The organism is Colwellia sp. MB02u-10, from assembly GCF_014077185.1.
In the GTDB taxonomy this organism is placed as follows: domain Bacteria; phylum Pseudomonadota; class Gammaproteobacteria; order Enterobacterales; family Alteromonadaceae; genus Cognaticolwellia.
Window position 1 is genome coordinate 68644 of the sequence record NZ_JACGVK010000118.1, and the last position, 23695, is coordinate 92338.

A 23695-nucleotide genomic window follows, 5' to 3' on the forward strand; every position below is an offset into this window, starting at 1 on the left:
GCTTAACTCTCACCACGCTTTCACATTCATGTGATCTTGGCATTGCCGACATGGGTGTCGGTACTTAGCTTTTGTCGGAAACATCAAAGCTGACCATTCATCCTGAATATAAAAAACGCCAAGTGCATAAGCAGTTGGCGTTTTTATTTTAGCGCTAATTATGCTTAAGCTGATCATTAAGCGGGTTTTATTTTTTGCCACTCATTATTTAACCTTGCCCCTAAATACAAAGCAAAAACAGGTGTCATCATTGTAAGATGAAAAAATAGTACCACTTTCATTAAATTTGTGATCTTGTTGTGCGCAGAGAAAACGCATCAGGGCAAGACGCTTGATTGAGCAATAGCTGGCTATTGTGATTGAGAGCACCGTAGCCTTGGTGTATTTTAACCAGCACAAGTGGGCAATAACTTAATGAAATTGGTATAAGCTAAAAATCCAACCAGTGAGCCAAATATGCCCCGATATAAAATCGCCCAATTTGAGCGTACTTGTCACTGCTGATAAGGCAAACCACCATCAATAAAAAAGCACTAAGCAGCGGTTAGGCTGATAGTGCTTTCGTTGTTCTTTATTGGCTTATAATAGCGCTGCTTTAACGTTAAGCTTTCTTTAAATAGCCCGCTACTAGCACAATACGCGTTCCGTTAACTTTACCTTCAATATGCTCTGGATTATCCGTTAAGCTAATGCCACGCACCATAGTGCCTTGTTTAGCGGTAAAGTTTGCCCCTTTAACTTTTAGATCTTTAATCAAGGTAACATTATCGCCATCTTGCAATTCAGCGCCATTGCTATCGCGAGTTGGCCCTTCGCGCTCAGCGGCAGCTATACCCTGCTCTGCCCAGGTTTTCACCGCATCTTCTAGATAAATCATATCTAGCGCATCTTGCGCCCAACTTTCTGCTGACAATTTATGTAGCATACGATAAGCCATGACTTGCACTGCGGGTTCTTGATTCCACATCGCGTCAGTTAGACAACGTAAATGATTAATATCAAGCTCAGCATTGCCTTCGACCTGTGCTAAACAAACGCTACACACATAAATGCTTTGCTGGGCACTTAAATCACTGGTCGGCGGTACAGGAAATACCGTTAAGTTGTCAGTTGAAGTACAAAGTTCACAACTTGAGTTACTACGTTGCTTTAATGCCTGTTCAGTTACCATAATAATATATCCACAAAAATTTTGGCGTTATTATGCTCTTAATTAAGCGATTTAAGAAGTGCTGATTATTGCCACGGTAGAAATTAAGCCGCACAATTTATTTAATGACAGTATTTTACTCTATTTTGCATAAGCAGCTTTACTGCTTTATGCAGTGAAATTGCCATAAAGCCATCGAGCCGAAGGTATTTCAGGACGATGGCTTTATTCAGTTTATTCCGTATGACAGTAACAAAGCACACTAAAATAGAGCTAAATGTCTTATAAATTTTTAGTAATATGATGCGAGGCCGCTGCAGTAAAAACAACATCTGTAGAGCTATTCAGTGCTGTTTCTGCTGAGTCTTGAATAACACCAATAATAAAACCTATCGCCACCACTTGCATAGCAATGTCATTATCAATACCAAACAAACCACAAGCCAGTGGAATAAGTAATAATGAACCACCCGCAACGCCTGAAGCACCACAAGCTGATACCGCCGCAATAACACTCAATAAAATAGCGGTAGCAAAATCAACTTCAATATTTAAAGTGTTCGCTGCCGCTAGGGTTAATACGGTAATCGTGATGGCCGCTCCAGCCATATTAATAGTGGCGCCTAAAGGGATAGAGACCGAATAAGTATCCTCATGTAAATCAAGTTTTTCACATAACTCCATATTTACAGGAATATTTGCTGCCGAGCTACGCGTGAAAAATGCGGTAATACCTGACTCTTTTAAACACCTTAACACTAACGGATAAGGATTTTTACGCATAACAAGGTAAACAATGACGGGATTAACAATCAGTGCCATGATCAGCATTGAGCCTAAAAGTACCAGCACTAAGTGGCTAAATTCACCTAAGGTATCAAAGCCTGTTGTCGCTACTGTATTGGCGACTAAACCCATGATGCCTAAGGGTGCGAAACGAATAACTAACTTAACAATACTTGAAATAGCTTCGGCAAAATCATGCACCATCACTTTGGTTGATTCACTGCCTTTTTTCAACGCGAAGCCTAAACCTAAGCCCCAAGCTAAAATACCAATAAAATTACCGGTAACAACGGCATTGAAAGGATTATCAACAATTTTAAAAGCTAATGTTGATAATACTTCACCTAAACCCTGTGGAGGATTAGCGCTAGCGCCAACTAAATCTAAAGTTAATTGCACAGGAAAAGTAAAACTTAATACGACCGCTACTAATGCCGCACTTATAGTGCCAATTAAATAAAGCCCAACAATAGGCTTTAAGTTGGCATCGCTATTCGGTTTTTGATTCGCAATAGATGACGCGACTAAAACTAAGACCAAAATAGGCGCAACCGCTTTCAATGCACTGACAAATAAACTGCCCAGTATAGAAAATGACTGAGCAATATCAGGTGATACAAGTGCTAAAGCAATGCCCAAAACAATAGCAATAATGATTTGGTTGACAATATTAATCGCTTTTAGTTTGCTAAAAAATGACTGACTTTCTAAAGGAGTATTTTCTGTTGTCATAGTTGCTCTTATTTAAGTTATTGTTATTTGAATTATTAAGATAACGTATTGATGAAATATTTTTTACCACTTATGCACCAACACTGTCTAGTTTATTCGTTACACGGTAACTTTAAAAAGACAGTTCACCCTGCCATGAAATAGCAAACGCTGAACTTTTGTTATCAGCGACATAGGCCTGACAAACAAACTGCCCTGCTACAGCGACTAATTCATGGTCATAATATATAAAAGGTAATCTTTTCCTCTGCCATGGTGGGATAGCAAGCTCTTGTAATACTTTTTTTACCGGGCGTGAATGCTGTCGGTATTGCGGTAAACATATAGGGTTTTCGTGAGAAAAACGTATCGTGACTATTTGATTGTTTTTCGGTTTTTTGATCAAGGCTTGCCAATGACTTATATCTTGCTCTTGTGCAAGTAAACTCGAAAAGCTCAACACGCCTAATTTATCTGGCAGACAAACCTCAACAGATTTTTCACCGGCTAAAATCGCTATATCTAGACTCTGTTGCCATTTTGAAAGATCCTGATAAATAGCGGTTAAATACAGCGCTGTTTTATATCGTCTTATGCAACACGCGGCTAACTGAACAACCGGCGATTTATCAGCTTGTGCATTTAATTGTTGGCATATTTGCATTAATTGCTGACGACTTGGCATTAAAAAATCATGGCTAGATAAAAAATAGCGTAACAGGTTTTTAAGCCGTGGCTCACTCAGTGCATTCAATTTAGCAACAGACAACTGACAAGACGAATATTGGCAATCAGCTAAGTCTTGCTGCGCTAATTCATCTAGCAGTTGCTGCGCTTCCAAGCAATGCTCAGCACTGCGTGCTATCGTCTTATTGATACTTGGCCAACGCGCATTCAATGTTGGTAAAATTTGATGACGCAGAAAATTTCGCTCAAAGCGCTCATCGGCATTAGACTCATCTTCAATCCAACTCAGTTGCTGCTGATTGGCATAGGCAACAATATCGGTACGCGATATCGATAACAGCGGCCGGGTAAGCGTGTGCTGCGCTAACGGTAAGCTTACCTGCATAGCCGATAAACCTTTTAATCCCGAGCCACGTTTTAAGGCTAATAAAAATGTTTCTGCTTGATCATTAAGATGATGACCAGTAACAATAAAAGCAGGTTCAGTGCTTGCTTGCACTAAAACTTTATAGCGTGCATCACGCGCAATCGCTTCTAAGCTTTGCTGTGCTGGCTTTTTTAAATTTAATTTATGACTGATAAAAGTTAAGGATAATCTATCGCATTCTTGTTGTGCAAACGCTTGCCACGCATCGGCATCAGGACTTAAACCATGGTTAACATGACAAACAACAATAGCATTGGGCAGTTGTTGCTGTTGTTTTAACTTTGCCAAAGCAACAAGTAGTACTTGGGAGTCGACACCACCGCTATAGGCAATAATAATAGGTTTTTCTGGTGTATGTTTAAAGAAACTCACCAGTGCTAATTCAATTATATTCACAGTTCTAAAACAACATCGCGTATAAAATATGATGACTAAGGGAAGTATTACCAAGCATATAAAAAGCGACCCTTTGTAGGTCGCTTTTTATGGTTTTAACAGTAGCCGAATGACATTAATTTATCATAACGACTTTCAATTAATTCATCGCTGGAAAGTTTATCAAGTTCAGCAAGATCAGACTTTAACGCTTGCTTCAGAAATGCCGCCATTTGATCCATATCACGATGAGCACCACCTAAAGGTTCTTCAACAATACTATCGATAAGCCCTAACTCTTTAATACGTTTAGCCGTAATACCCATAGCTTCTGCTGCTGTCGGTGCTTTCTCAGCCGTTTTCCACAAAATAGAGGCACAGCCTTCTGGAGAAATAACTGAGTAAGTTGAATATTGCAGCATATTCACTTTATCACCAACACCAATAGCGAGTGCACCACCTGAGCCACCTTCACCGATAACAGTACAAATAATCGGTACATTTAAACGTGACATCGCTTTTAAATTCGTCGCAATTGCTTCACTTTGGCCACGTTCTTCAGCGCCAATACCAGGATATGCACCCGGGGTGTCAATAAAAGTGATAATTGGCATTTTAAAGCGCTCTGCCATTTTCATTAAACGCAAGGCTTTACGGTAACCTTCTGGACGTGGCATACCAAAATTACGTTTAACTTTTTCATTAGTTGAACGACCTTTTTGATGACCAATAATCATCACAGGTCGACCGTCTAAACGCGCAGTGCCTCCCACAATAGCTCTATCATCAGCATAGGCTCTATCGCCAGCCAATTCGTCGAATTCAGTAAAAATACGTGGCAGATAATCTAAGGTATATGGGCGCTGAGGATGACGTGCAACTCGCGCCGTTTGCCAAGGATCTAAACCAGAAAAAATCTTTTGAGTGAGTTCGTTATTTTTCTCTCGCAACTGAGAAATTTGATCTTCTAAATCAAGATCTAATCCTTGGCCATTATTGACCAATTGCAATTCTTCAATTTTTGCTTCAAGTTCCGCAATTGGGAGCTCAAAATCTAAAAAATTTAGTGACATATGATTATTATTACCTATGTTGTCTTTGAGTATCGTTGTTAATAAACGCTACCTATTTAAATTTTAACTCGACTTGCTCATCACCCAATAGGGTTTTCAAATCGTATAATAGCATGTCGCTTGGCGACACGCGCCACTGTACTCCCAACTCTAGCATACCTTGCGCTTCATCTCTTTGATAAAAAACACGAACTGGGCAAATACCATCTTTATAAGGCGTTAACACCTCCGTAAACTGATCGATAAATCGTCCTGAGAGCTGATTTTTATCGATTTGCAAATCTAATGACGTGACATAGTTTTCCCGTGCATCAGCAATGGTCATAATATCTCGAGCGGTCATTGTAATACCCCCAGAGTAATCATCAAAGCTGACCTGTCCACTACAGACCAAAATTGCATCAGATATGAGCAATTCAGCGAACCTATCGTAGTCATCTGGAAATAATCGGATATCCATACGCGCACTTTTGTCGTCTAGCGTGACTAAGGCCCAGCGCCGACCACGTTTATTGACTAATACCCGCACCGCTAAAACCAAGCCTACGGCTATGCTAGTTTTATCTTTATTGGTTGGCTGTAAGCTGACTAAACGCCCGGTTGCATAACGTTTAATTTCATTTAAATAACGATTTATTGGGTGACCGGTTAAATATAAACCTAATGTTTCTTTTTCGCCATCTAACCAGCGTTGTTCAGGCCACTTAGCAACGGTTTTAAATGCTTGTCGATTGTCTTCTGGCTCTTCATTAATCAAGCCAAATAAGTCGTTTTGCCCAATAGCTTGTGCTTTGGCATGTTGTTCGGCCGCTTTTAACGCTTCGGGTAAAGACTCAAACAAGGCAGCGCGATGTGGCCCGTCTTTGGCATTAGGGCCAAGCGCATCCATGGCACCAGACTTAATTAATTTTTCTAATATGCGTTTATTAATTTTTTTCAAATCAACTCGAGCACAAAAATCAAACAAATCAATAAACTCACCATCACTTTCACGTGCGGCGATTATGGCTGCTATTGGGCCCTCACCAACACCTTTGACCGCGCCAATACCATAGATAATTTGGTCGGCGTCATTAACAGTGAACTTATAGTGGCCACGGTTAACATCTGGTGGTAATAAATCAAGCCCCATGTTGCCGCATTCATCAACTAAGGTAACAATTTTATCTGTGTTATCCATATCGGCTGACATTACTGCCGCCATAAAAGGTGCTGGAAAATGGGTTTTCATCCACAGCGTTTGATAAGACACTAAAGCATAGGCGGCAGAATGTGATTTGTTAAAACCATAGCCGGCAAATTTTTCAACTAAATCAAAAATCTTTATCGCTAGCTCACCATCAACGCCACGGCCAACAGCACCAGCCTCAAAACCCTCACGCTGTTTGGCCATTTCTTCTGGCTTTTTCTTACCCATTGCACGACGTAACATATCTGCGCCACCCAGCGAGTAACCCGCTAGCACCTGCGCAATTTGCATGACCTGTTCTTGATAAAGAATAATGCCGTAGGTGGGCTCAAGGATAGGTTTTAAGTCAAGATGTTGCCAAGTTGCATCAGGATAACTTATCGCTTCACGGCCATGTTTACGTTCAATAAAGTTATCAACCATGCCTGATTGCAAAGGCCCAGGTCTAAACAGTGCTACCAGGGCTATTATATCTTCAAAGCAATCCGGCTTAAGTTTTGCAATAAGTGACTTCATACCGCTAGATTCAAGTTGGAAAACAGCCGTTGTTTCCGACCTTAATAACACTTTAAAACTGGCTTTATCTTCGAGATTGATGGTGGCTAAATTGATCCGCTCTTTACCCTGTTTCAACAGTTTTGCATCAGCCATTTCAATGGCCCACTGCAAAATAGTTAAGGTCCGTAAACCAAGAAAATCAAATTTAACTAAACCGGCGTCCTCAACATCATTTTTGTCAAATTGGGTGACCGGATTTTTACCGTCTTCATCACAATAAAGTGGTGCAAAGTCAGTAATCGTAGTAGGCGAAATAACCACACCACCAGCATGTTTACCGGCATTTCGTGTTGTGCCCTCTAAGATGCGACACATATCAATAAGATCTTTTACGTCACTGTCTTGAGCATACATCTCCGGCAGCTTTGGCTCTTCTTCAAAGGCTTTTGCTAAGGTCATGCCCGGTGTCGGTGGGATTAGTTTTGAAATACGGTCAACAAAACCATAAGGATGACCAAGCACTCGGCCAACATCACGAATAACCGCTTTTGCGGCCATAGTACCAAAGGTAATAATTTGCGATACCGCATCACGGCCATATAACTCGGCAACGTGGTCAATCACTTCATCGCGTCTGTCCATGCAAAAATCAATATCAAAATCAGGCATAGAGACACGTTCGGGGTTGAGAAAACGCTCAAAAAGTAAATCATATTCAAGGGGGTCAAGATCGGTTATTTTTTGGGCATAAGCCACCAACGAACCTGCCCCTGAACCACGCCCAGGTCCGACCGGAATATTATTATCTTTGCTCCACTGAATGAACTCCATCACGATCAGGAAATAGCCCGGAAACCCCATGTTATTAACCACTTTTAGCTCAATAGCTAAACGTTCGTCATAAGGTTTACGTTTTTCGGCATAATCAGGGGCGTTTTTATCAAATAAAAATTCTAATCTTTCTTCTAAACCTTCTTCTGATACTTTAACCAAAAAGTCTTCAATCGATAAGCCCTCAGTAGGAAAGTCAGGTAAAAAATATTCCCCTAAGCGCACGGTAACATTGCAGCGTTTTGCAATTTCAACTGAGTTGGCTAGTGCTTCGGGGATATCAGCAAAAAGCGCTAACATTTCCTCTTCAGTGCGAAGATATTGCTCTTTAGAATATTTTTTTGGCCGACGTTTATCGTCTAAGGTGTAACCGTCATGTATAGCGACGCGAATTTCGTGAGCATCAAAGTTATCAGGACTCAAAAACATCACTTCATTGGTGGCAACAACAGGAAGCTCATAACGAGACGCAAGCTCTACAGCAAGATGAAGGTAATTCTCTTCCTCGTTACGACCGGTTCTAATCAGCTCAATATAATAACAATTAGGAAAATATTCTTGATAAAAACCGAGCATTTCATCAACAAGTTCATTATTACCTTTTAATAATGCTTTACCAATGTCGCCTTCTCGGCCACCGGAAAGTATAATCAAGCCTTCTGCGCGCTCAATTAGCCAATCGCGGTCTAGTACCGCTTTACCTTGAATATGGCCACGTAAATAGGCTTGAGAGATTAATTCTGTTAAGTTTTTATAGCCTATATTGTTAGTTGCTAAAATCACTAAACGTGATAATTCATCTTCAAGCGCAGCGCTTTTAACCCAAAAGTCACAGCCTATAATAGGTTTCATGCCTGCATCGTGCGCGGCATGGTAGTACTTAACTAAACCACATAAATTAGTTTGGTCGGTTAATGCCATAGCGGGCATATTTAACTCAGCTGCTCTGGCAATGATGGGCTTAACTTTTTTTAAACCATCAGACAGAGAATAGTCACTATGCACTCTTAGATGAATAAACTTGGGATCATTAGCGCTGACTAATTGACCCGATAGTGCGGCAGATATTGGGAATTCAGATTCAGACATCTAGTGCTCTAATTATTGGTAATATGGGCTGCTGTATTAGCAAGTACATTGGCGACAGGCTTAAAACTTCTGCGATAACAATCTAATACCCCATGTTCAATGATTTTTTCTAAATGTGCTTTTGTTGGATAACCCTTGTGTTGTGCAAAACCGTAGTAAGGGTATAGCTTATCTAAGGCGACCATCTCACCATCTCTGGCTACTTTCGCTAAAATAGAGGCGGCACTAATTTCAGCTACACGCGCATCGCCTTTAACTACACTTTGCCCCATAATATGACCACTTTCATGAGCAAACGTTGGACAACGGTTACCATCGACTAAGACGTAATCAGGTGTCACGTTTAATCCTTGCACAGCACGTTGCATCGCCAACATGGTGGCGTGGAGAATATTGAGGCTGTCAATTTCTTCTGGCGACGCACGGCCTATTGACCAAGCAATAGCACGTTGCTTAATTTCTCCTGACAAATGCTGTCTTTTTTTTTCTGAAAGCTTTTTAGAGTCCATTAATCCTTCAATTGGATTGTCAGGGTCTAATATCACCGCAGCCGTCACGACATCGCCGACCAATGGCCCGCGACCCACTTCATCAACACCGGCAATGCAATAGGCTAGGGGATATACAAAAGGTGGAAAAACTTTTTTAACTGCAGGCATAATTACTCTAGTTCACTATTATAATAAGTCGATAACCGCTTTAGCCGCTTGCTTGCTAGCATTTTGCTTAAGCGTTAAGTGGATATCAGTATAAGCTTGATTCAACGCAGACTGATCTTCAAACAAACGCTCTGTCACTAAAGGTAGAATATTTTCTACACTAACCTCTGCTTGCAAAAGCTCAGGCACTAAGCTTTTGTTAGCAAGTAGATTCGGCAATGAAAACCACTTCAGTTTTACAAAACCTTTAAACATATGATAAGTCAGCGGGTTAAACTTGTAACAAATCACCATTGGACGTTTTACTAAGGCGGCTTCTAACGTGACCGTACCTGATGCGGTTAATAAGCAGTCACTGGCAGCCATGACTTGTTGAGTTTTGCCAACGATAACCTGTACCGAAAGCTCTGGCGCTATTTTATGGTGTAATTGATGAAATTGTTGCGCCCTTTGCTCACTGATCATAGGCACAACAAAGATAACTTCACTGCTATTTTCCTGCTCAGTACCCAAGAGTTTTTTTGCTGTCAATAAAAATGGCTCAACCAGTCGTGCAAGCTCTCCTGAACGACTACCTGGCATCAGTGCCAGTATTTTTGCTGACTCAGATAAACCGAGCGCTTGTCGCGCCATGCCTTTGTCACTCACCAGCGGAATATCATCAGCAAGCGAATGGCCAACAAAAGTACAAGGGATTTGATGTTTGTCGTAAAAAGCTTTTTCAAAAGGTAATAAAGACAGCACCATATTGGTTGCTTTGGCAATTTTGAAAACGCGCTTTTCACGCCAAGCCCAAACTGAAGGGCTGACATAATGTACGGTTTTTATCGCTTGTGTTTTTAGCCGTGCTTCCAAGCTAATATTAAAGTCAGGCGCGTCAATACCGATAAAAACGTTAGGTTTATTGGCAATAAAATAATCGCTTAAGGTTTTTCGAATATGCAATAACCGCCGCAAGCGCCCAAGCACTTCAAAAACCCCCATTACCGATAGTTCTTCCATATCAAATAGGCTTTCAAAACCCAACGCCAACATCTTAGGGCCGCCAATACCGATAAATTTGGCCTTAGGGTAACTCAGTTGCAGTTGTTGCATTAAGCTCGCACCTAAGGTGTCGCCAGAATGCTCACCAACCACCATAGCAAAAGTTACTACAACATCGTTCATCGTTTCACTACTAGGTAAATCATGGTCAGATAACGGCTTTGAATTCACTTTAATCACAGGAAAATCAACGGATAATACCGCGACTTGAATTTTTAATAAAGTCAGTAAAGAAGGTTAATTCAGCTGTACTTGCATCCCCTTCAGCAATTTTTTTCATGGCTTCATCAACCGTTAAGCCTTGGCGATAAACCGCTTTATAAGCACGTTTAATATGCAAGATAACCTCTTTATCAAAACCACGGCGTTTTAAGCCTTCACTATTTAAACCAAAAGGTTTTGCCGGTTGGCCTGAGGCCATAACATAAGGAGGAATATCTTTAAGAATTAAAGAATTGGCGCCAACAAAACAATGCGCGCCAATATGGCAAAACTGATGCACACCTGTCATACCGCCAATAATGGCATGGTCACCAACATGAACATGGCCTGCAATAGACGCACCGTTTGCCAAAATACAGTGGCTGCCAACCATGCAGTCATGCGCAACATGGGTGTAAGCCATAAATAAATTGTTGCTACCAATTTGCGTTAGATTATTGTCTTGAATAGTACCGCGATGCACGGTGCAATATTCACGAAAAACATTGTTGTCACCGATCACCAATTCTGTTGGCTCACCGGCATATTTCAAATCTTGGCAATCTTCACCAATCGAGGCAAATTGAAAAATACGATTGCCATTACCCAGAGTCGTTGGGCCGTTAATAACCACGTGTGAACTTATCTGGCAATTATCACCAATAACAACATTCGCTGCGATATGAGTCCATGGTCCAATGTTAACATTTTTGCCAATAACAGCCCCAGCTTCAATAATAGCTTGCGGATGGATCAATGACGTTGAATTTATCATATTATATTGCTCTTCTTGCGCACATTAAATCCGCAGAACATACCACTTTGCCATCAACTTTAGCTTCGCCGTAAAACTTCCACATGCCACGGCGCTCTTTAATAAGTTCTAAATGCAAATGTATGGTATCTCCAGGATGAACGGGCTTTTTAAATTTTGCTTTATCAATTGAGGCAAATAAAAACAATTCACCATCGACTTTATCTGCAACTGATTTAAAGCCTAGAATACCGCTAGCCTGGGCCAGCGCCTCAAGAATAAGTACACCTGGAAAGATAGAATAGCTTGGAAAATGCCCCAAAAATGCAGGCTCATTGACTGTGACATTTTTTATCGCATGGATTGACTTTCCAGGCGAATAGTCAAGTACACGATCAACTAATAAAAACGGGTAACGATGTGGAATGATCTGTTTAATTCCTTCAACATCGATAATATTATTTTGCGATTCCAAAATTTATTCCTTTATGTATTTAACTATGACGTTTAAGTGCAAATTCTTTACTCATCGCCATTAACTTAATGAATTCATTCGTTAGCGAGAATTATTTCAATTGGGATAATTCTTTTTCTACTGTACTTAAGCGTTTAGTTAACGATTCAAGTTTTTTAATTCTTACGTTATTCTTATGCCATTCTTTATTGGGTTGACATGGCATGCCAGATGAATAAACCCCTGGCTCAGATATAGATTTTGTTACCATGGTCATACCGGTAAATACACAGCCATCAGCGATGTTAATATGACCATTTATACCAACAAGGCCGGCAATAACGCAATTCTTGCCAATCTCAGTACTGCCAGCAATAACACTACAAGCCGCCATGGCCGTATTCTCACCGATCACCACATTATGAGCAATCTGTATTTGATTATCTAAAATAACACCATTGTTAATAATAGTGTCACCTAAAGCGCCACGATCTATTGTCGTACTCGCCCCAATTTCGACATTATCGCCAATAATAACTGTGCCTAGTTGCGGTATCTTAACCCAACTGCCTTTATTATTTGCATAACCAAAACCGTCGGAGCCAATAACGGTATTAGCATGCACTGAACAATTGTTACCAATAACCACGCCATGATAAATACTAACGTTCGACCAAATGCTAGAGTTAGCGCCTATTTGAGCCCCAATACCAATAAAGCTCCCTGCACCTATACTGACGCCGTTTGCAATATTAACACCGGCTTCAACCACCGCATTAGCACCAATAGTGACGCCTTCACCAATAATAGCGCCATCATCGATAGCAGCACTGGCGTGAATGCTGTGAGCAGGTTTTGGTGTGGTATCAAGTAACTGCGCAACTAGAGCATAGCCCATGTAAGGATTATCCATAACTAAAGCGTTGGTTTGACATTTTTCCGCTTCAGCTTGGGTGACAATAACTGCACTGGCATGAGTTTTTGCTAATTGATCACTGTATTTACTGTTCGCTAAAAAAGCGATTTGCCCGGATGATGCCCTAGCTAAAGTGGCAATACTCAATATTTCACATTGTCCATTGCCTCGAACAACAGCCCCAATTTTTTCTGCAATGTCTGCAAGAATGTAACTCATAAGCATCAACTTTTTTATATGTTGTCTAAGGTAAAGTTTAAAGTAGCCGTTATACTAGGCAGGTTAATTAATTGTTCAGCTTAAAATCGTCTAAATAATACACTTTTCGTTGTGCACAATCACATCAGTAAACTATTTCAACAATGTGCTGCGAACTTGTTCTATTGGCTTACATCGACGTAGAAGTATTGCCGTATGCCGTGAAGCCATGTTCTTACATAGGTGTAAGTCATCAGCGTATATAGCAGTAATTATCCGTATTGAACATGACTCTTTGTCTCATTGAATCTAGTCAATTGTTTAATCTATTTCGACTTAAAGAAAAGTGCTAGCCATCTTAGGGCTAAACGCAATATTCCGAATCAACTTGATTCGGAATATTAAATAGACGAGAAAGCAAAGAATAAAGAACTGCATTAGCTTTTATTCAAACAGCCTAACAATAAATTATTACTTCAGTACACTAACTTGCTTAACCACTTCTGCTGTGATGGCAGAATCTGGTTTTGAGTAAACTACGGCACTTTGCTCAAGTACTAAATCATAATCACCTTTTGCAGCAATATTGTCTATTGCTTGGCGAACCAATGCGATGATTTTATTAGTTTCTTCGTTTTTACGCGCACCAGTTTTTTCCTGAAATGCTTTGCCTTTCGCTTGATAATCTTGATAAAGCGTACCAATTTTAGCTTCTAGATCTGCAATATCTTTAGCACTCATCAAAGAACCATCGCGCTTGCGCTTTTCTTGAAGGTACTTAATTTCTGTCTCAAGTTGTGATAACACAGCTTGTTCGTCTTTAAACTCTTCGCCTAGACTTTTCATTATTGCTGCAGTTTGTGGAATTTTACCCATAACTTCTTGAAAGTTAACTACACCAATTTTTTGCTCTGCTGCCATAGCTGAACTTGCTAATAAAAACCCTGATGCTGCAGTAGCCATAGCGATAGATTTAATCAAATTTTTCAATTTTTACTCCTAAAATATTTTTCAATATTTTTATTTAATTTTGTTATGCGGTAGTTATACCGCCTCAGTTAATTTGGTTCAAGCCTATTTATTTAAAGGAAGCTAAATTATGTCAATTAACAACCTTTATTTAAGCAAAACTTAAAACGTTTGGCCGATATTAAAGCTAAAGAATTCGGTATCATCGCTTTCAATTTCTTTCAACGTTTTAGCAAAACTAAAAATCATTGGCCCCATGGGTGATAACCACTGTACAGATAACCCTGCCGACGCTCGATAGCGACCTACATCGGAGTAGTCATCAATTTTTTCACGTTCAATGCTATTCAAGTCCTTGTAGCTGTTTAAATCAAATTCGGTATCCCAAACATTACCGGCATCAATAAATATACTTGTGCGAACACTGTTGCTAAAGCCTTCGTCTAAAAATGGCGTTGGTACAATAAGTTCAAGACCTGCAATAGCAATAGCATTACCACCAACAGAACGTCTAGAGGTTTGAATGAAATCGTGATCAGGACCTAAACAACAGCCACCATCGGAGCCAACTGAATCAGGTGTCCCTGGAATTGAGGTGGGCCGGCGATATATGGCACGTGGTCCGACAATATTTGATTCAAAGCCTCTTAAAGTGCCAGAGCCACCCGCCCTAAAGTTTTCCCAAAATGGTAAAACTTGGTCGTTGCCTTCGACAGAACCATAACCATTACCATAACCTAACTGAAACTTAGCTAAAACAGTCCAGCGTTGGTCCTGGGTTAACGGAAAATACCATTTAGTATCTAAGTTAATTTTAAAATAATTTACGTCTGAGTTAGGCGTGGTCATTTTATAAGACAGACTTTGTTGCGAGCCGGCAGTAGGAAATGTTCCGCGATTCAGCGTTGAACGTGATATGGCAGCATTAAGATCAAAGTTCTCAAAGTTTAAACCACCATCAGGATCGTTAGGATCTGAATATAATTCATAAAACTTTTGAATTTGTTCGTAAGATTCTAAGCGAGTAATACCATTATTCTTATAACCTGCACCAAAACTTAAGCGCAAATACTCGTTAATAGGAAAACCTAAGGTGATACCCGCACCGTAAGTTTTATTATTATACTCAACTAGGTTGGCATTACCGGCGTCAAACTCTTGATAGAAAAGATTGCCGCCTAACGAAACACCGTCAACCGTAAAATAAGGGTCGGTGTAAGAAACATTAGCACTTTTTGAGTAGCTTGAGGTATTAACACTAAAGCCTAAGCGATTACCGGTACCTAAAAAGTTATTTTGCTGAATACCCGCGTTTAAACTTAACTGTGTCGTTGAGCCATAACCAATACCAGCAGTAAATGAACCCGATGGTTGTTCTTTTACTTCAAAGTCAATATCAACGAGGTCGTCTTCACCAGGTAATTGGTTAGTTTGAAATTCAACCGTTTCCATATAAGGTAAACGCTGTAACCAAGCTTTTGAGCCTTCAACGAGGTTGTTAGATAACCAAGCCCCTTCCATTTGACGCATTTCACGGCGTAAAACGCTCTCAGAGGTGACATTATTGCCTTTAAAGTTAATGCGATTAACATAAACTCGTTTACCTGGGTCGACCGACAAGACCAGTTTCACGGTTTTGTTTTCTTCATCAATTTCAGGAATAGTCACCACTTTTGGATAGGCATAACCATAGCGACCTAAAAACTTGCTAACTAACTCTTCTGAATAAGTCACCAGCGCACCATTGTAAAGTTCTTCAGTTTTAATCGGGGTAATGGCACGAATAGTTTTTTCAAAGCCGGCCATGTCACCAATAAAGTCAACTTCACTAACAGTATAAATCTCGCCCTCAGTAACATTAAGCGTGATATATACCGCTTCTTTGTTCGGTGTCATTGATACTTGCGTTGAATCAACTTTATATTGCAAGTAACCTCGGTCGAGGTAGTAGCTTTTAATGGTTTCCATATCACCTTGCAAGGTTTGCTTTTGATAGCGATCTTGCGCCATAAAGTCCCACCAAGGTGAATCATAAGTTAATTCAATTCGCTCGAGCAACTCGGTATCTGAAAACTTTTCATTACCGACAATATTGATTTGCTCTATCGCAGCAGCATCACCTTCTTTAAAAACAAAGTCGATGTTAACCCGGTTACGCGGTAAGTGAGTGACATTAGCTTTAACATCAGCGTTGTATTTACCCACACTGTGATAAAAATCTTCTAAACCGACTTCAAGACCTGAGATAACGGTCATATCTAGCGTTTCACCAACACGTATATCACTGCCGTCAAGGCTTTCGGTCAATTGCTCTTCTTTGAGATCTTTATTACCATCAAAAGTAATAGCACTAATCGTTGCTCTTTCTCGGACCCGATAAATAACCGTATTAGCATCTCTTGAGACCACAACGTCACTGAAGTGGCCAGACTTATAAAGTGCCTTAATTGATTGTGATACACGAAACTCGTTTAAGTTATCACCGACATTGAATGGGATATGAGTTAAGGCTGCTCCTAGCGCAACACGCTGTAGCCCTTTAACTTGAATATCTTCTACTTGAAAATCGTCAGCCGCTTGCACTGATGTTCCCAAACTACCTAATAATACCGCCAGGGTAAGTTTTTTAATAATCATAAAATATTAACTTTATATACTTCTTTTAGTTATAATCGCGATAAATCGTTAAATATGGCGATACTCATTAAGCTTAGTAGCGCTATAGTACCAAATTTAAAACCTATTTCTTGTATTTTTTCTGGCACGGGTTTCCCCGTTAAAAGCTCGATAAAATAATAAAACAAATGTCCTCCATCTAAAACAGGTAAAGGTAAAAGATTAATGATGCCAAGGTTGATACTAATCAGCGCTAAAAAGCCCAGAAAGTAAACAAAGCCATAACTAGCGCTATTACCTGCACCTTGTGCAATTGATATTGGGCCACTTAAATTTTTAACTGATACGTCACCGGTAATTAACTTACCAATCATATCAAAACTTAATGTTACTAAATTCCATGTTTTTACCACACTTTGTTCAAGTGCAGATATTGGACCATAAGCTTGTTCAAATAAATATTCTTTTGGATAGGGATCCGATATCGGCTGTACGCCTAAATAACCAATCACCTTACCTTGCAGCATTTTTGACTCAGGTTGAACGTTAAGCGTTAATTCTTTACCATCTCGTAATACCCTAACCGGAATGTTTTTGTCTGGATAGCGTTTAATTTGATCAGAAAACTTCTGCCACTGACCATTAATGTTTTCATCCGCAATAGAAAGTAATACATCACCCACGACTAAACCTGCTTTTGCTGCTGGGCTACCTGCTGCAACAACGGCTAACTTTGCTTGCACATTAGCCCGATACGGCATAAAACCTAAGCTAGCTATCGAAGATTCTTTTTCCGGAGCAAATGTCCAGTTTTTGGTATTTAAGTTAAAATCTTGACTTGATGTTCTATCCGAGGTCTTTACCGTAAAAATAATATTGTTATCGCCCATTGCACTGACTAACGCTAAATTAACCGCTTGCCAGTCTAAGGTTTCATGCCCTGAAATAGCGATTATTTCACTATTTTTTGGTAAGTTAGCTTCACTAGCAATTGAACCCGCTGTTACCTCACCAATAATAGGCTTTACGCTTGGCACACCAATTAAAAACATTAAATAGAAAGCGACAATAGCAAAGCCAAAATTAGCAAAAGGCCCAGCGGCTATAATGGCAATGCGTTGATACACTGACTTGGCATTAAAGGTGCGACTTATTTGTGCTTCGCTTACGTCATCGACTCGACTATCGAGCATTTTAACGTATCCGCCCAGTGGTATCATGGCGATAACAAACTCAGTGCCGTGACGATCGACTTTACGCCAAATGGCTTTACCAAAACCGATAGAAAAGCGATCTACTTGCACACCGTTTTTACGTGCGACCCAAAAATGACCGTATTCATGAACGGTAATTAAAATACCCAGTGCAACAACAAAAGACACAAGATTCCATATAAACTCTATCATGCTACTACTCTTTAATTACGCTAATGCTTGGCTTGAGTTATCAGTGATTGTGCGAAAATTCTAACATTTTTATCCAAAGCAACAACATCTTCGATTGAAGTCACCTTTTCTGAGACAAACTTATTGACAGAAGTTTCATTTATTTTCGCAATATCAGTAAATTTAATTTTTTCGTTTAAAAAAGCATCAACGGCAATTTCATTGGCGGCATTCAGTGCCGTGCATGCACCTTGGCCACTTTTACAGGCATCAATGGCTAACTTTAAATTCGGGTACTTGACGAGGTCGACTGCTTGAAATTCTAATGATTTTGCTGCGAAAAAATCAAAGGGTGCGACGCCGGATTCAATGCGTTGTGGAAAACTTAATGCATGCGCAATCGGTGTACGCATATCAGGATTACCCATTTGAGCAATAACAGAGCCATCTTTATATTGCACCATAGAGTGAATAGTACTTTGCGGGTGCAGCACAACTTGAATATCATCAGGGTCAATATTAAACAGCCATTTAGCCTCAATAAACTCTAAGCCTTTATTCATCATAGTAGCTGAATCAACGGATATTTTACGGCCCATATCCCAATTAGGATGTGCACAAGCCTGTGCGGGAGTCACATGTTCTAACTCATGATTCTCCCAGGTTCTAAACGGCCCACCTGAACCCGTCAATAAGACTTTACTCACCCCATTATCAGCTAGGTCACAATAACCTGGCTGTTGTTGTGCCCTTAACGGTAAACACTGAAATATTGCATTGTGTTCACTATCAATCGGCAAAAGCTGGGCGCCAAACTCTTTTACGGCCTCAATAAATATGGCGCCAGAAGTCACTAAAGCTTCCTTATTAGCGAGCAACACTTTTTTACCGGCTTTTACCGCCGCTAGTGTCGGCAATAAGCCTGAAGCACCGACAATGGCAGCCATGACGGTATCAATGACAGGGTCTTGCGCGATGATTTCAAGCGCAGAAGTACCTGAGGTCACCTCAATGTGAGCAAGTTTTGCGGCAAGCAATTTTTTAACCAGCAGTTCGGCATGTATTTCAGAGACCATAACAACTTTATTAGGCTGAAACTCTAGGCATTGATTAAAAATATCATCAACGCTTGAATAGGCCGACAAACTCACGATATCAAATTTTTCAGGATGCAATCGCACAACATCTAAAGTGCTTTTGCCAATGGATCCGGTAGAGCCTAGAATACACAATTTTTGCATTTATTCTACCAACCCAAATATACGTAACATAACGCATAGATAGGTGCTGTTGCGGTTAAACTGTCAATACGGTCAAGTACACCACCGTGCCCTGGCAATATTGTACCACTGTCTTTTACACCCGCTTGACGTTTAAACATACTTTCATTTAAATCACCCAAGACAGAAATAGTGGTAATTAAAATTGTTACGGGTATTACGACACGATATTGCACTATAGACCAATCAATAATATAACCGGCAACTGCCACCATAATACAGGCAAAAATAACACCCCCTAAGAAACCTTCTAAGGTTTTACCTGGGCTAACATTGGGTAACAGTTTGCGCTTGCCAATAGACTTGCCAACAAAGTAGGCACCAACGTCAGCACTCCACACCATGAGAAGCAGAAACATCAATAATTGCGCGCCATGGTAACTGTCTACTTGGTAATCGCTACTTCTAAGTACCATAAAAGCCAACCAGGTAGGAATTAAGGTTAAACAGCCAAAAATTCCGCGCACGGAGCGATGACTTGACCAGAATGCGCTATAGCGGGGGTATAAAAAGGTTAAGCCTGCAGACAACAACCACCAAGCAACAGCTAACCATAGCACTATATTGGCCTGCTCAAGTAAAATCTTTGGTGCATGCCACAATTGCTCAAGTGGTAAGAAATGCCATAATGTTGCTATTAATATACTGGTGATACCGACAAAAGCTAATCGGCGACGCTTGTTAACAAAACCCATTAAGGGTCCCCATTCCCAAGCACCAATCGCCATAACAACTAGCATTACTGCTGCAAAGTTAATTAGAGATAAATAAAAAATCGCCCAAATCGCAGCGGGTGCGAGTATTAATGCAGTTATAATTCGTTGTTTTAACAAACGATATTCCTTAAATTGTGTTATAGGAACTTGATTAATTATCAGTTGATTTTTAATGGTTAAAATGAAAAAACACGGCGTTATAAATTTACAAGTAGAATAACTACTGACTAAATTTTATGCCTGGTATTTATCCATTTTTCCTCATTAAAAAAGTAGATCACTTGATTAATCAAATTGCTATTAAGTATTTTTAGTTTTTATTAGTTACTTGTTCACCCGTTTGACCAAAACGTCGTTCTCGTTGGTCAAACACAGTAATCGCTTTTATAAATTCTTTTTCATTGAAGTCTGGCCATAACACATCGGTAAAATATAACTCTGCATAGGCTGCTTGCCAAAGCAAAAAATTACTTATGCGATAATCGCCACCTGTTCTAATCAATAAATCTAATTCAGGTAACTGAGCCAAACTTGTTTGTTCGTGAAGTGCTGCTTCGGTAATCTCATCAGCTTTGATTTCTTGACGTGCTACTTTTTCTGCCAATTTTTTTGCTGCGTGAGCGATATCCCAACGTCCGCCATAGTTAGCGGCAATTGATAATACCATACCGGTATTTTCAGCCGTTAAAGCTTCTGAGTCTTTAATCATTCCCTGCAATTTGCTAGAAAACTTACTCAAGTCACCGATAACATTAAATTTAATACCATTTTTATGCAATCGTTTAACTTCTCGGGTTAACACAAACATAAACAGATCCATCAAAACGCCAACTTCACTTTCAGGGCGTTGCCAGTTCTCGCTACTAAAGGCGAATAATGTTAACGCTTTAACACCACTTTTTGCTGCCGTAGCGACTGAAGATCTCACTGACTCAACACCAGATTTATGCCCTGCTGCGCGTTTTTTTCCTCTTAACTGTGCCCAACGGCCATTACCATCCATAATAATAGCAATATGCTGAGGTATTTTTGCCTCTACTGCTAGCAAGGGATTAATTTGGTTATCTGTTTTACTCACATACTCTCCATAGTAAGCTTAACGCTGAGTATTAAATTGGTCTATGCAAAAACGCCGTAGTCATTATCTACGGCGTTATGGATTAAGCAATGAAAATTTTAAATTTCCATTAATTCCTTCTCTTTAACGGTCAAAATATCATCGACTTGTTTAATAAACGTGTCAGTGATTTTTTGTACGTCATCTTCCGCTTGATGCATTTCATCTTCACTGACTTCTTTTTCTTTATTTAATGATTTAATATCAGTATTTGCATCACGACGGATATTACGTACCGCAACTTTACCGCCTTCGGCCTCAGCACGAACGACTTTAACTAAGTCTTTACGTCGCTCCTCGGTTAGTGCCGGTAAAGGAATACGAATTAACGTACCTTGTGATGACGGATTAAGCCCTAAGTCAGACTTTAAAATGGCTTTTTCAACCGCACCAATCATACCTTTGTCAAATACAGTAATAGCTAGAGTACGTGCGTCTGGCACAGCGATATTACCCACTTGGTTAAGCGGTGTATCCATACCGTAATATGAGACAACAATATTATCGAGTAATGAGCGATGTGCTCGCCCAGTACGTACTTTGTTCAAACTAATTTTTAATGACTCGATACTTTTCGCCATTCTTTCTTGAGCGTCTTGTTTTATTTCGTTTATCACTATTTTATTCCTGCACTAATTAATTTAAATTTTTGGCGTGATCTATCGTTGTACCTTCATCACCACCCATAATGACAGACTTTAATGCGCCAGGTTTATTCATGTTAAACACACGTAGCGTCATACTGTGATCACGCGCTAGCGTAAAAGCAGCTAAATCCATCACTTGTAATTCTTTTTCTAAAACGTCTTGATAGGATAAATGGCTGTATAAAGTTGCATCTGGATTAGCCACTGGATCTTCTGAATAAATGCCGTCAACCTTGGTCGCTTTTAACACCACGTCCGCTTCAATTTCAATACCACGTAAACAAGCTGCTGAATCAGTGGTAAAAAATGGGTTACCTGTGCCAGCACTAAAAATAACCACACGGCCAGATTTTAATAAGCTAATAGCTTCAGCCCAATTATAGCGGTCGCAAACACCTGCTAAATCGATTGCTGACATTAAACGCGTATTAACAAAAGCACGATGTAAAGCGTCACGCATGGCTAAGCCATTCATCACGGTTGCCAACATGCCCATTTGGTCACCCACAACTCGATTCATGCCGGCTTCAGCCAGGCCTTTACCACGAAACAGATTACCACCGCCAATAACTAAGCCAACCTGAATGCCCATTTCGATTAATTCTTTTATTTCTTGTGCCATGCGATCCAATACTTTTGGATCTATGCCAAAACCTTCTTCGCCCATTAGGGCTTCACCACTAAGTTTTAAAAGAATTCGACGATACATTGGTTTGGGGTTGATGCTCATGTAATAAACATTCCTTAAGAATTTTTAAATTAAAATAGACTAGGTCTGATCGACCACGATTATTTTAATACGTTTAGCCACGGTTCGAAAGTCAAATATGAAAAAAGTCTACCCTAGAAGCTATTTATTGTTTTTCAATGACAAAATAGTATGATATTTGAACGATAATTATACATTATCCAAAATAGCTGACTTATTATAGCCTGCTTTATCTGCAAAATTTTGCTATAAAAAAAGCGCCAATCGGCGCTTTTTCAAGAAATATGCTTTAACTCATCTCAATTCACCAAAGTGAATTAAGCTTTTGCCGCAGCGATTTGTGCTTCAACTTCAGCAGCAAAATCTTCTTGTTTCTTCTCAATACCTTCACCAACTTCTAAACGAACAAAGTTAGCAACTGAAATGCCTTTCTCTTTTAAAATAACGCCGACAGTTTTCTTAGGTTCCATGATGAAAGGTTGACCGGTTAAAGATACTTCACCAGTGAATTTTTTCATACGACCAATGATTATTTTTTCAAGCAATTCTACAGGCTTTTTCTTGTTGTCTTCAAGCTTGTCATTTTCAATTTTTAAGATATCTAATTGAATCGCTTTTTCTTTTTCAACAACATTAGCAGGAACATCTTCAGGATTGATGTAATCAGGCTTACTTGCAGCAACGTGCATAGCAATGTGTTTAAGTGCTTCTGCATCACCTTCACCAGCAACAACAACACCTATGGTAGCGCCGTGACTGTATGTCGCTAATGTAGTACCTTCAATGTATTCTACGCGACGAACATTGATGTTTTCACCAATTTTTGTCACTAGCGTAATGCGCTTTTCTTCGAATTGAGCTTGTAACTCTTCGATAGTTGCTCTAGCAGCAAGAGCGGCATCAGCAACTTCATTAGCAAAAGCTAGGAAGTTATTATCTTTTGCTACGAAATCAGTTTGGCAGTTAACTTCAACTAAAGCAGCAAGGCCAGCTTCAGTTTTAATTAAGATTGTACCTTCAGCAGCGATATTACCCGCTTTTTTAGCCGCTTTCGCTTGGCCAGACTTACGCATATTTTCAATCGCAAGTTCCATATCGCCGTTAGCTTCTTGTAAAGCTTTTTTACAATCCATCATCCCCGCAGCTGTGCGTTGACGTAATTCTTTAACTTGTGCAGCAGTAATTGTCATGAAATTTTCCTCAATATAAAAAGT

The 23695-nt window shown here is 39.9% G+C and carries 20 protein-coding genes; all 20 read right to left on the reverse strand.

Annotation, left to right across the window (positions count from 1 at the left end; genetic code table 11):
- Nucleotides 1-9 precede the first annotated feature (9 nt).
- The 20 genes from H4J59_RS10110 to tsf all read right to left on the reverse strand — a co-directional run bounded on the left by H4J59_RS10110 (nt 10) and on the right by tsf (nt 23671).
- Nucleotides 10-201 carry a hypothetical protein gene (locus H4J59_RS10110; RefSeq protein WP_182239047.1) on the reverse strand — a complete coding sequence of 64 codons (192 nt, stop codon included), beginning with the start codon at nt 199-201 and terminating at the stop codon, nt 10-12.
- A 400-nt stretch (nt 202-601) separates the two neighbouring features.
- Nucleotides 602-1171: a PhnA domain-containing protein gene (locus H4J59_RS10115; RefSeq protein WP_182239049.1), complete on the reverse strand. Its 570-nt coding sequence runs from the start codon at nt 1169-1171 to the stop codon at nt 602-604.
- 261 nt (nt 1172-1432) lie between these two features.
- Nucleotides 1433-2668, reverse strand: coding sequence for a serine/threonine transporter SstT (sstT, locus tag H4J59_RS10120; protein WP_182239051.1), 1236 nt, complete (start codon nt 2666-2668; stop codon nt 1433-1435).
- Nucleotides 2669-2780: 112 nt separating this feature from the next.
- A complete protein-coding gene (gene tilS / locus H4J59_RS10125) occupies nt 2781-4157 on the reverse strand; it encodes a tRNA lysidine(34) synthetase TilS (protein ID WP_182239053.1) in 1377 nt (458 codons plus the stop codon).
- A 95-nt stretch (nt 4158-4252) separates the two neighbouring features.
- Nucleotides 4253-5209 carry an acetyl-CoA carboxylase carboxyl transferase subunit alpha gene (gene accA, locus H4J59_RS10130; protein WP_182188919.1) on the reverse strand — a complete coding sequence of 319 codons (957 nt, stop codon included), beginning with the start codon at nt 5207-5209 and terminating at the stop codon, nt 4253-4255.
- Between the two features lie 52 nt (nt 5210-5261).
- On the reverse strand, nt 5262-8816 hold the full coding sequence (dnaE, locus tag H4J59_RS10135; protein ID WP_182239055.1) for a DNA polymerase III subunit alpha: 3555 nt from the start codon (nt 8814-8816) through the stop codon (nt 5262-5264).
- 8 nt (nt 8817-8824) lie between these two features.
- Entirely contained in the window at nt 8825-9475 is a 651-nt protein-coding gene (gene rnhB, locus H4J59_RS10140; protein WP_182239057.1) for a ribonuclease HII, read from the reverse strand.
- A gap of 18 nt (nt 9476-9493) precedes the next feature.
- Nucleotides 9494-10642, reverse strand: a complete 1149-nt coding sequence (lpxB, locus tag H4J59_RS10145) for a lipid-A-disaccharide synthase (RefSeq protein WP_182239124.1) — start codon at nt 10640-10642, stop codon at nt 9494-9496.
- Between the two features lie 64 nt (nt 10643-10706).
- Entirely contained in the window at nt 10707-11495 is a 789-nt protein-coding gene (lpxA, locus tag H4J59_RS10150) for an acyl-ACP--UDP-N-acetylglucosamine O-acyltransferase (protein WP_182239059.1), read from the reverse strand.
- 1 nt (nt 11496) lies between these two features.
- Nucleotides 11497-11949 (reverse strand): 3-hydroxyacyl-ACP dehydratase FabZ, encoded by a 453-nt coding sequence (gene fabZ, locus H4J59_RS10155; RefSeq protein ID WP_182234505.1) that lies wholly within the window; start codon nt 11947-11949, stop codon nt 11497-11499.
- A gap of 91 nt (nt 11950-12040) precedes the next feature.
- Nucleotides 12041-13063 carry a UDP-3-O-(3-hydroxymyristoyl)glucosamine N-acyltransferase gene (gene lpxD / locus H4J59_RS10160; protein WP_182239061.1) on the reverse strand — a complete coding sequence of 341 codons (1023 nt, stop codon included), beginning with the start codon at nt 13061-13063 and terminating at the stop codon, nt 12041-12043.
- A gap of 450 nt (nt 13064-13513) precedes the next feature.
- Nucleotides 13514-14032, reverse strand: coding sequence for an OmpH family outer membrane protein (locus tag H4J59_RS10165; RefSeq protein ID WP_182239063.1), 519 nt, complete (start codon nt 14030-14032; stop codon nt 13514-13516).
- A gap of 141 nt (nt 14033-14173) precedes the next feature.
- Nucleotides 14174-16648 carry an outer membrane protein assembly factor BamA gene (gene bamA / locus H4J59_RS10170; RefSeq protein ID WP_182239065.1) on the reverse strand — a complete coding sequence of 825 codons (2475 nt, stop codon included), beginning with the start codon at nt 16646-16648 and terminating at the stop codon, nt 14174-14176.
- A gap of 29 nt (nt 16649-16677) precedes the next feature.
- Entirely contained in the window at nt 16678-18033 is a 1356-nt protein-coding gene (gene rseP, locus H4J59_RS10175) for a sigma E protease regulator RseP (protein WP_182239067.1), read from the reverse strand.
- Between the two features lie 20 nt (nt 18034-18053).
- On the reverse strand, nt 18054-19253 hold the full coding sequence (ispC, locus tag H4J59_RS10180) for a 1-deoxy-D-xylulose-5-phosphate reductoisomerase (RefSeq protein WP_182239069.1): 1200 nt from the start codon (nt 19251-19253) through the stop codon (nt 18054-18056).
- 5 nt (nt 19254-19258) lie between these two features.
- Nucleotides 19259-20125 (reverse strand): phosphatidate cytidylyltransferase, encoded by an 867-nt coding sequence (locus H4J59_RS10185; protein WP_182239071.1) that lies wholly within the window; start codon nt 20123-20125, stop codon nt 19259-19261.
- 193 nt (nt 20126-20318) lie between these two features.
- On the reverse strand, nt 20319-21086 hold the full coding sequence (locus tag H4J59_RS10190) for an isoprenyl transferase (RefSeq protein WP_182239073.1): 768 nt from the start codon (nt 21084-21086) through the stop codon (nt 20319-20321).
- 98 nt (nt 21087-21184) lie between these two features.
- Nucleotides 21185-21742 (reverse strand): ribosome recycling factor, encoded by a 558-nt coding sequence (gene frr / locus H4J59_RS10195; RefSeq protein ID WP_182239075.1) that lies wholly within the window; start codon nt 21740-21742, stop codon nt 21185-21187.
- 19 nt (nt 21743-21761) lie between these two features.
- The gene (gene pyrH, locus H4J59_RS10200) at nt 21762-22502 is read right to left on the reverse strand and encodes a UMP kinase (protein ID WP_146878084.1); all 741 of its coding nucleotides are present in this window, start codon (nt 22500-22502) and stop codon (nt 21762-21764) included.
- A gap of 296 nt (nt 22503-22798) precedes the next feature.
- The gene (tsf, locus tag H4J59_RS10205; protein ID WP_182239077.1) at nt 22799-23671 is read right to left on the reverse strand and encodes a translation elongation factor Ts; all 873 of its coding nucleotides are present in this window, start codon (nt 23669-23671) and stop codon (nt 22799-22801) included.
- Between the last annotated feature and the right edge of the window lie 24 nt (nt 23672-23695).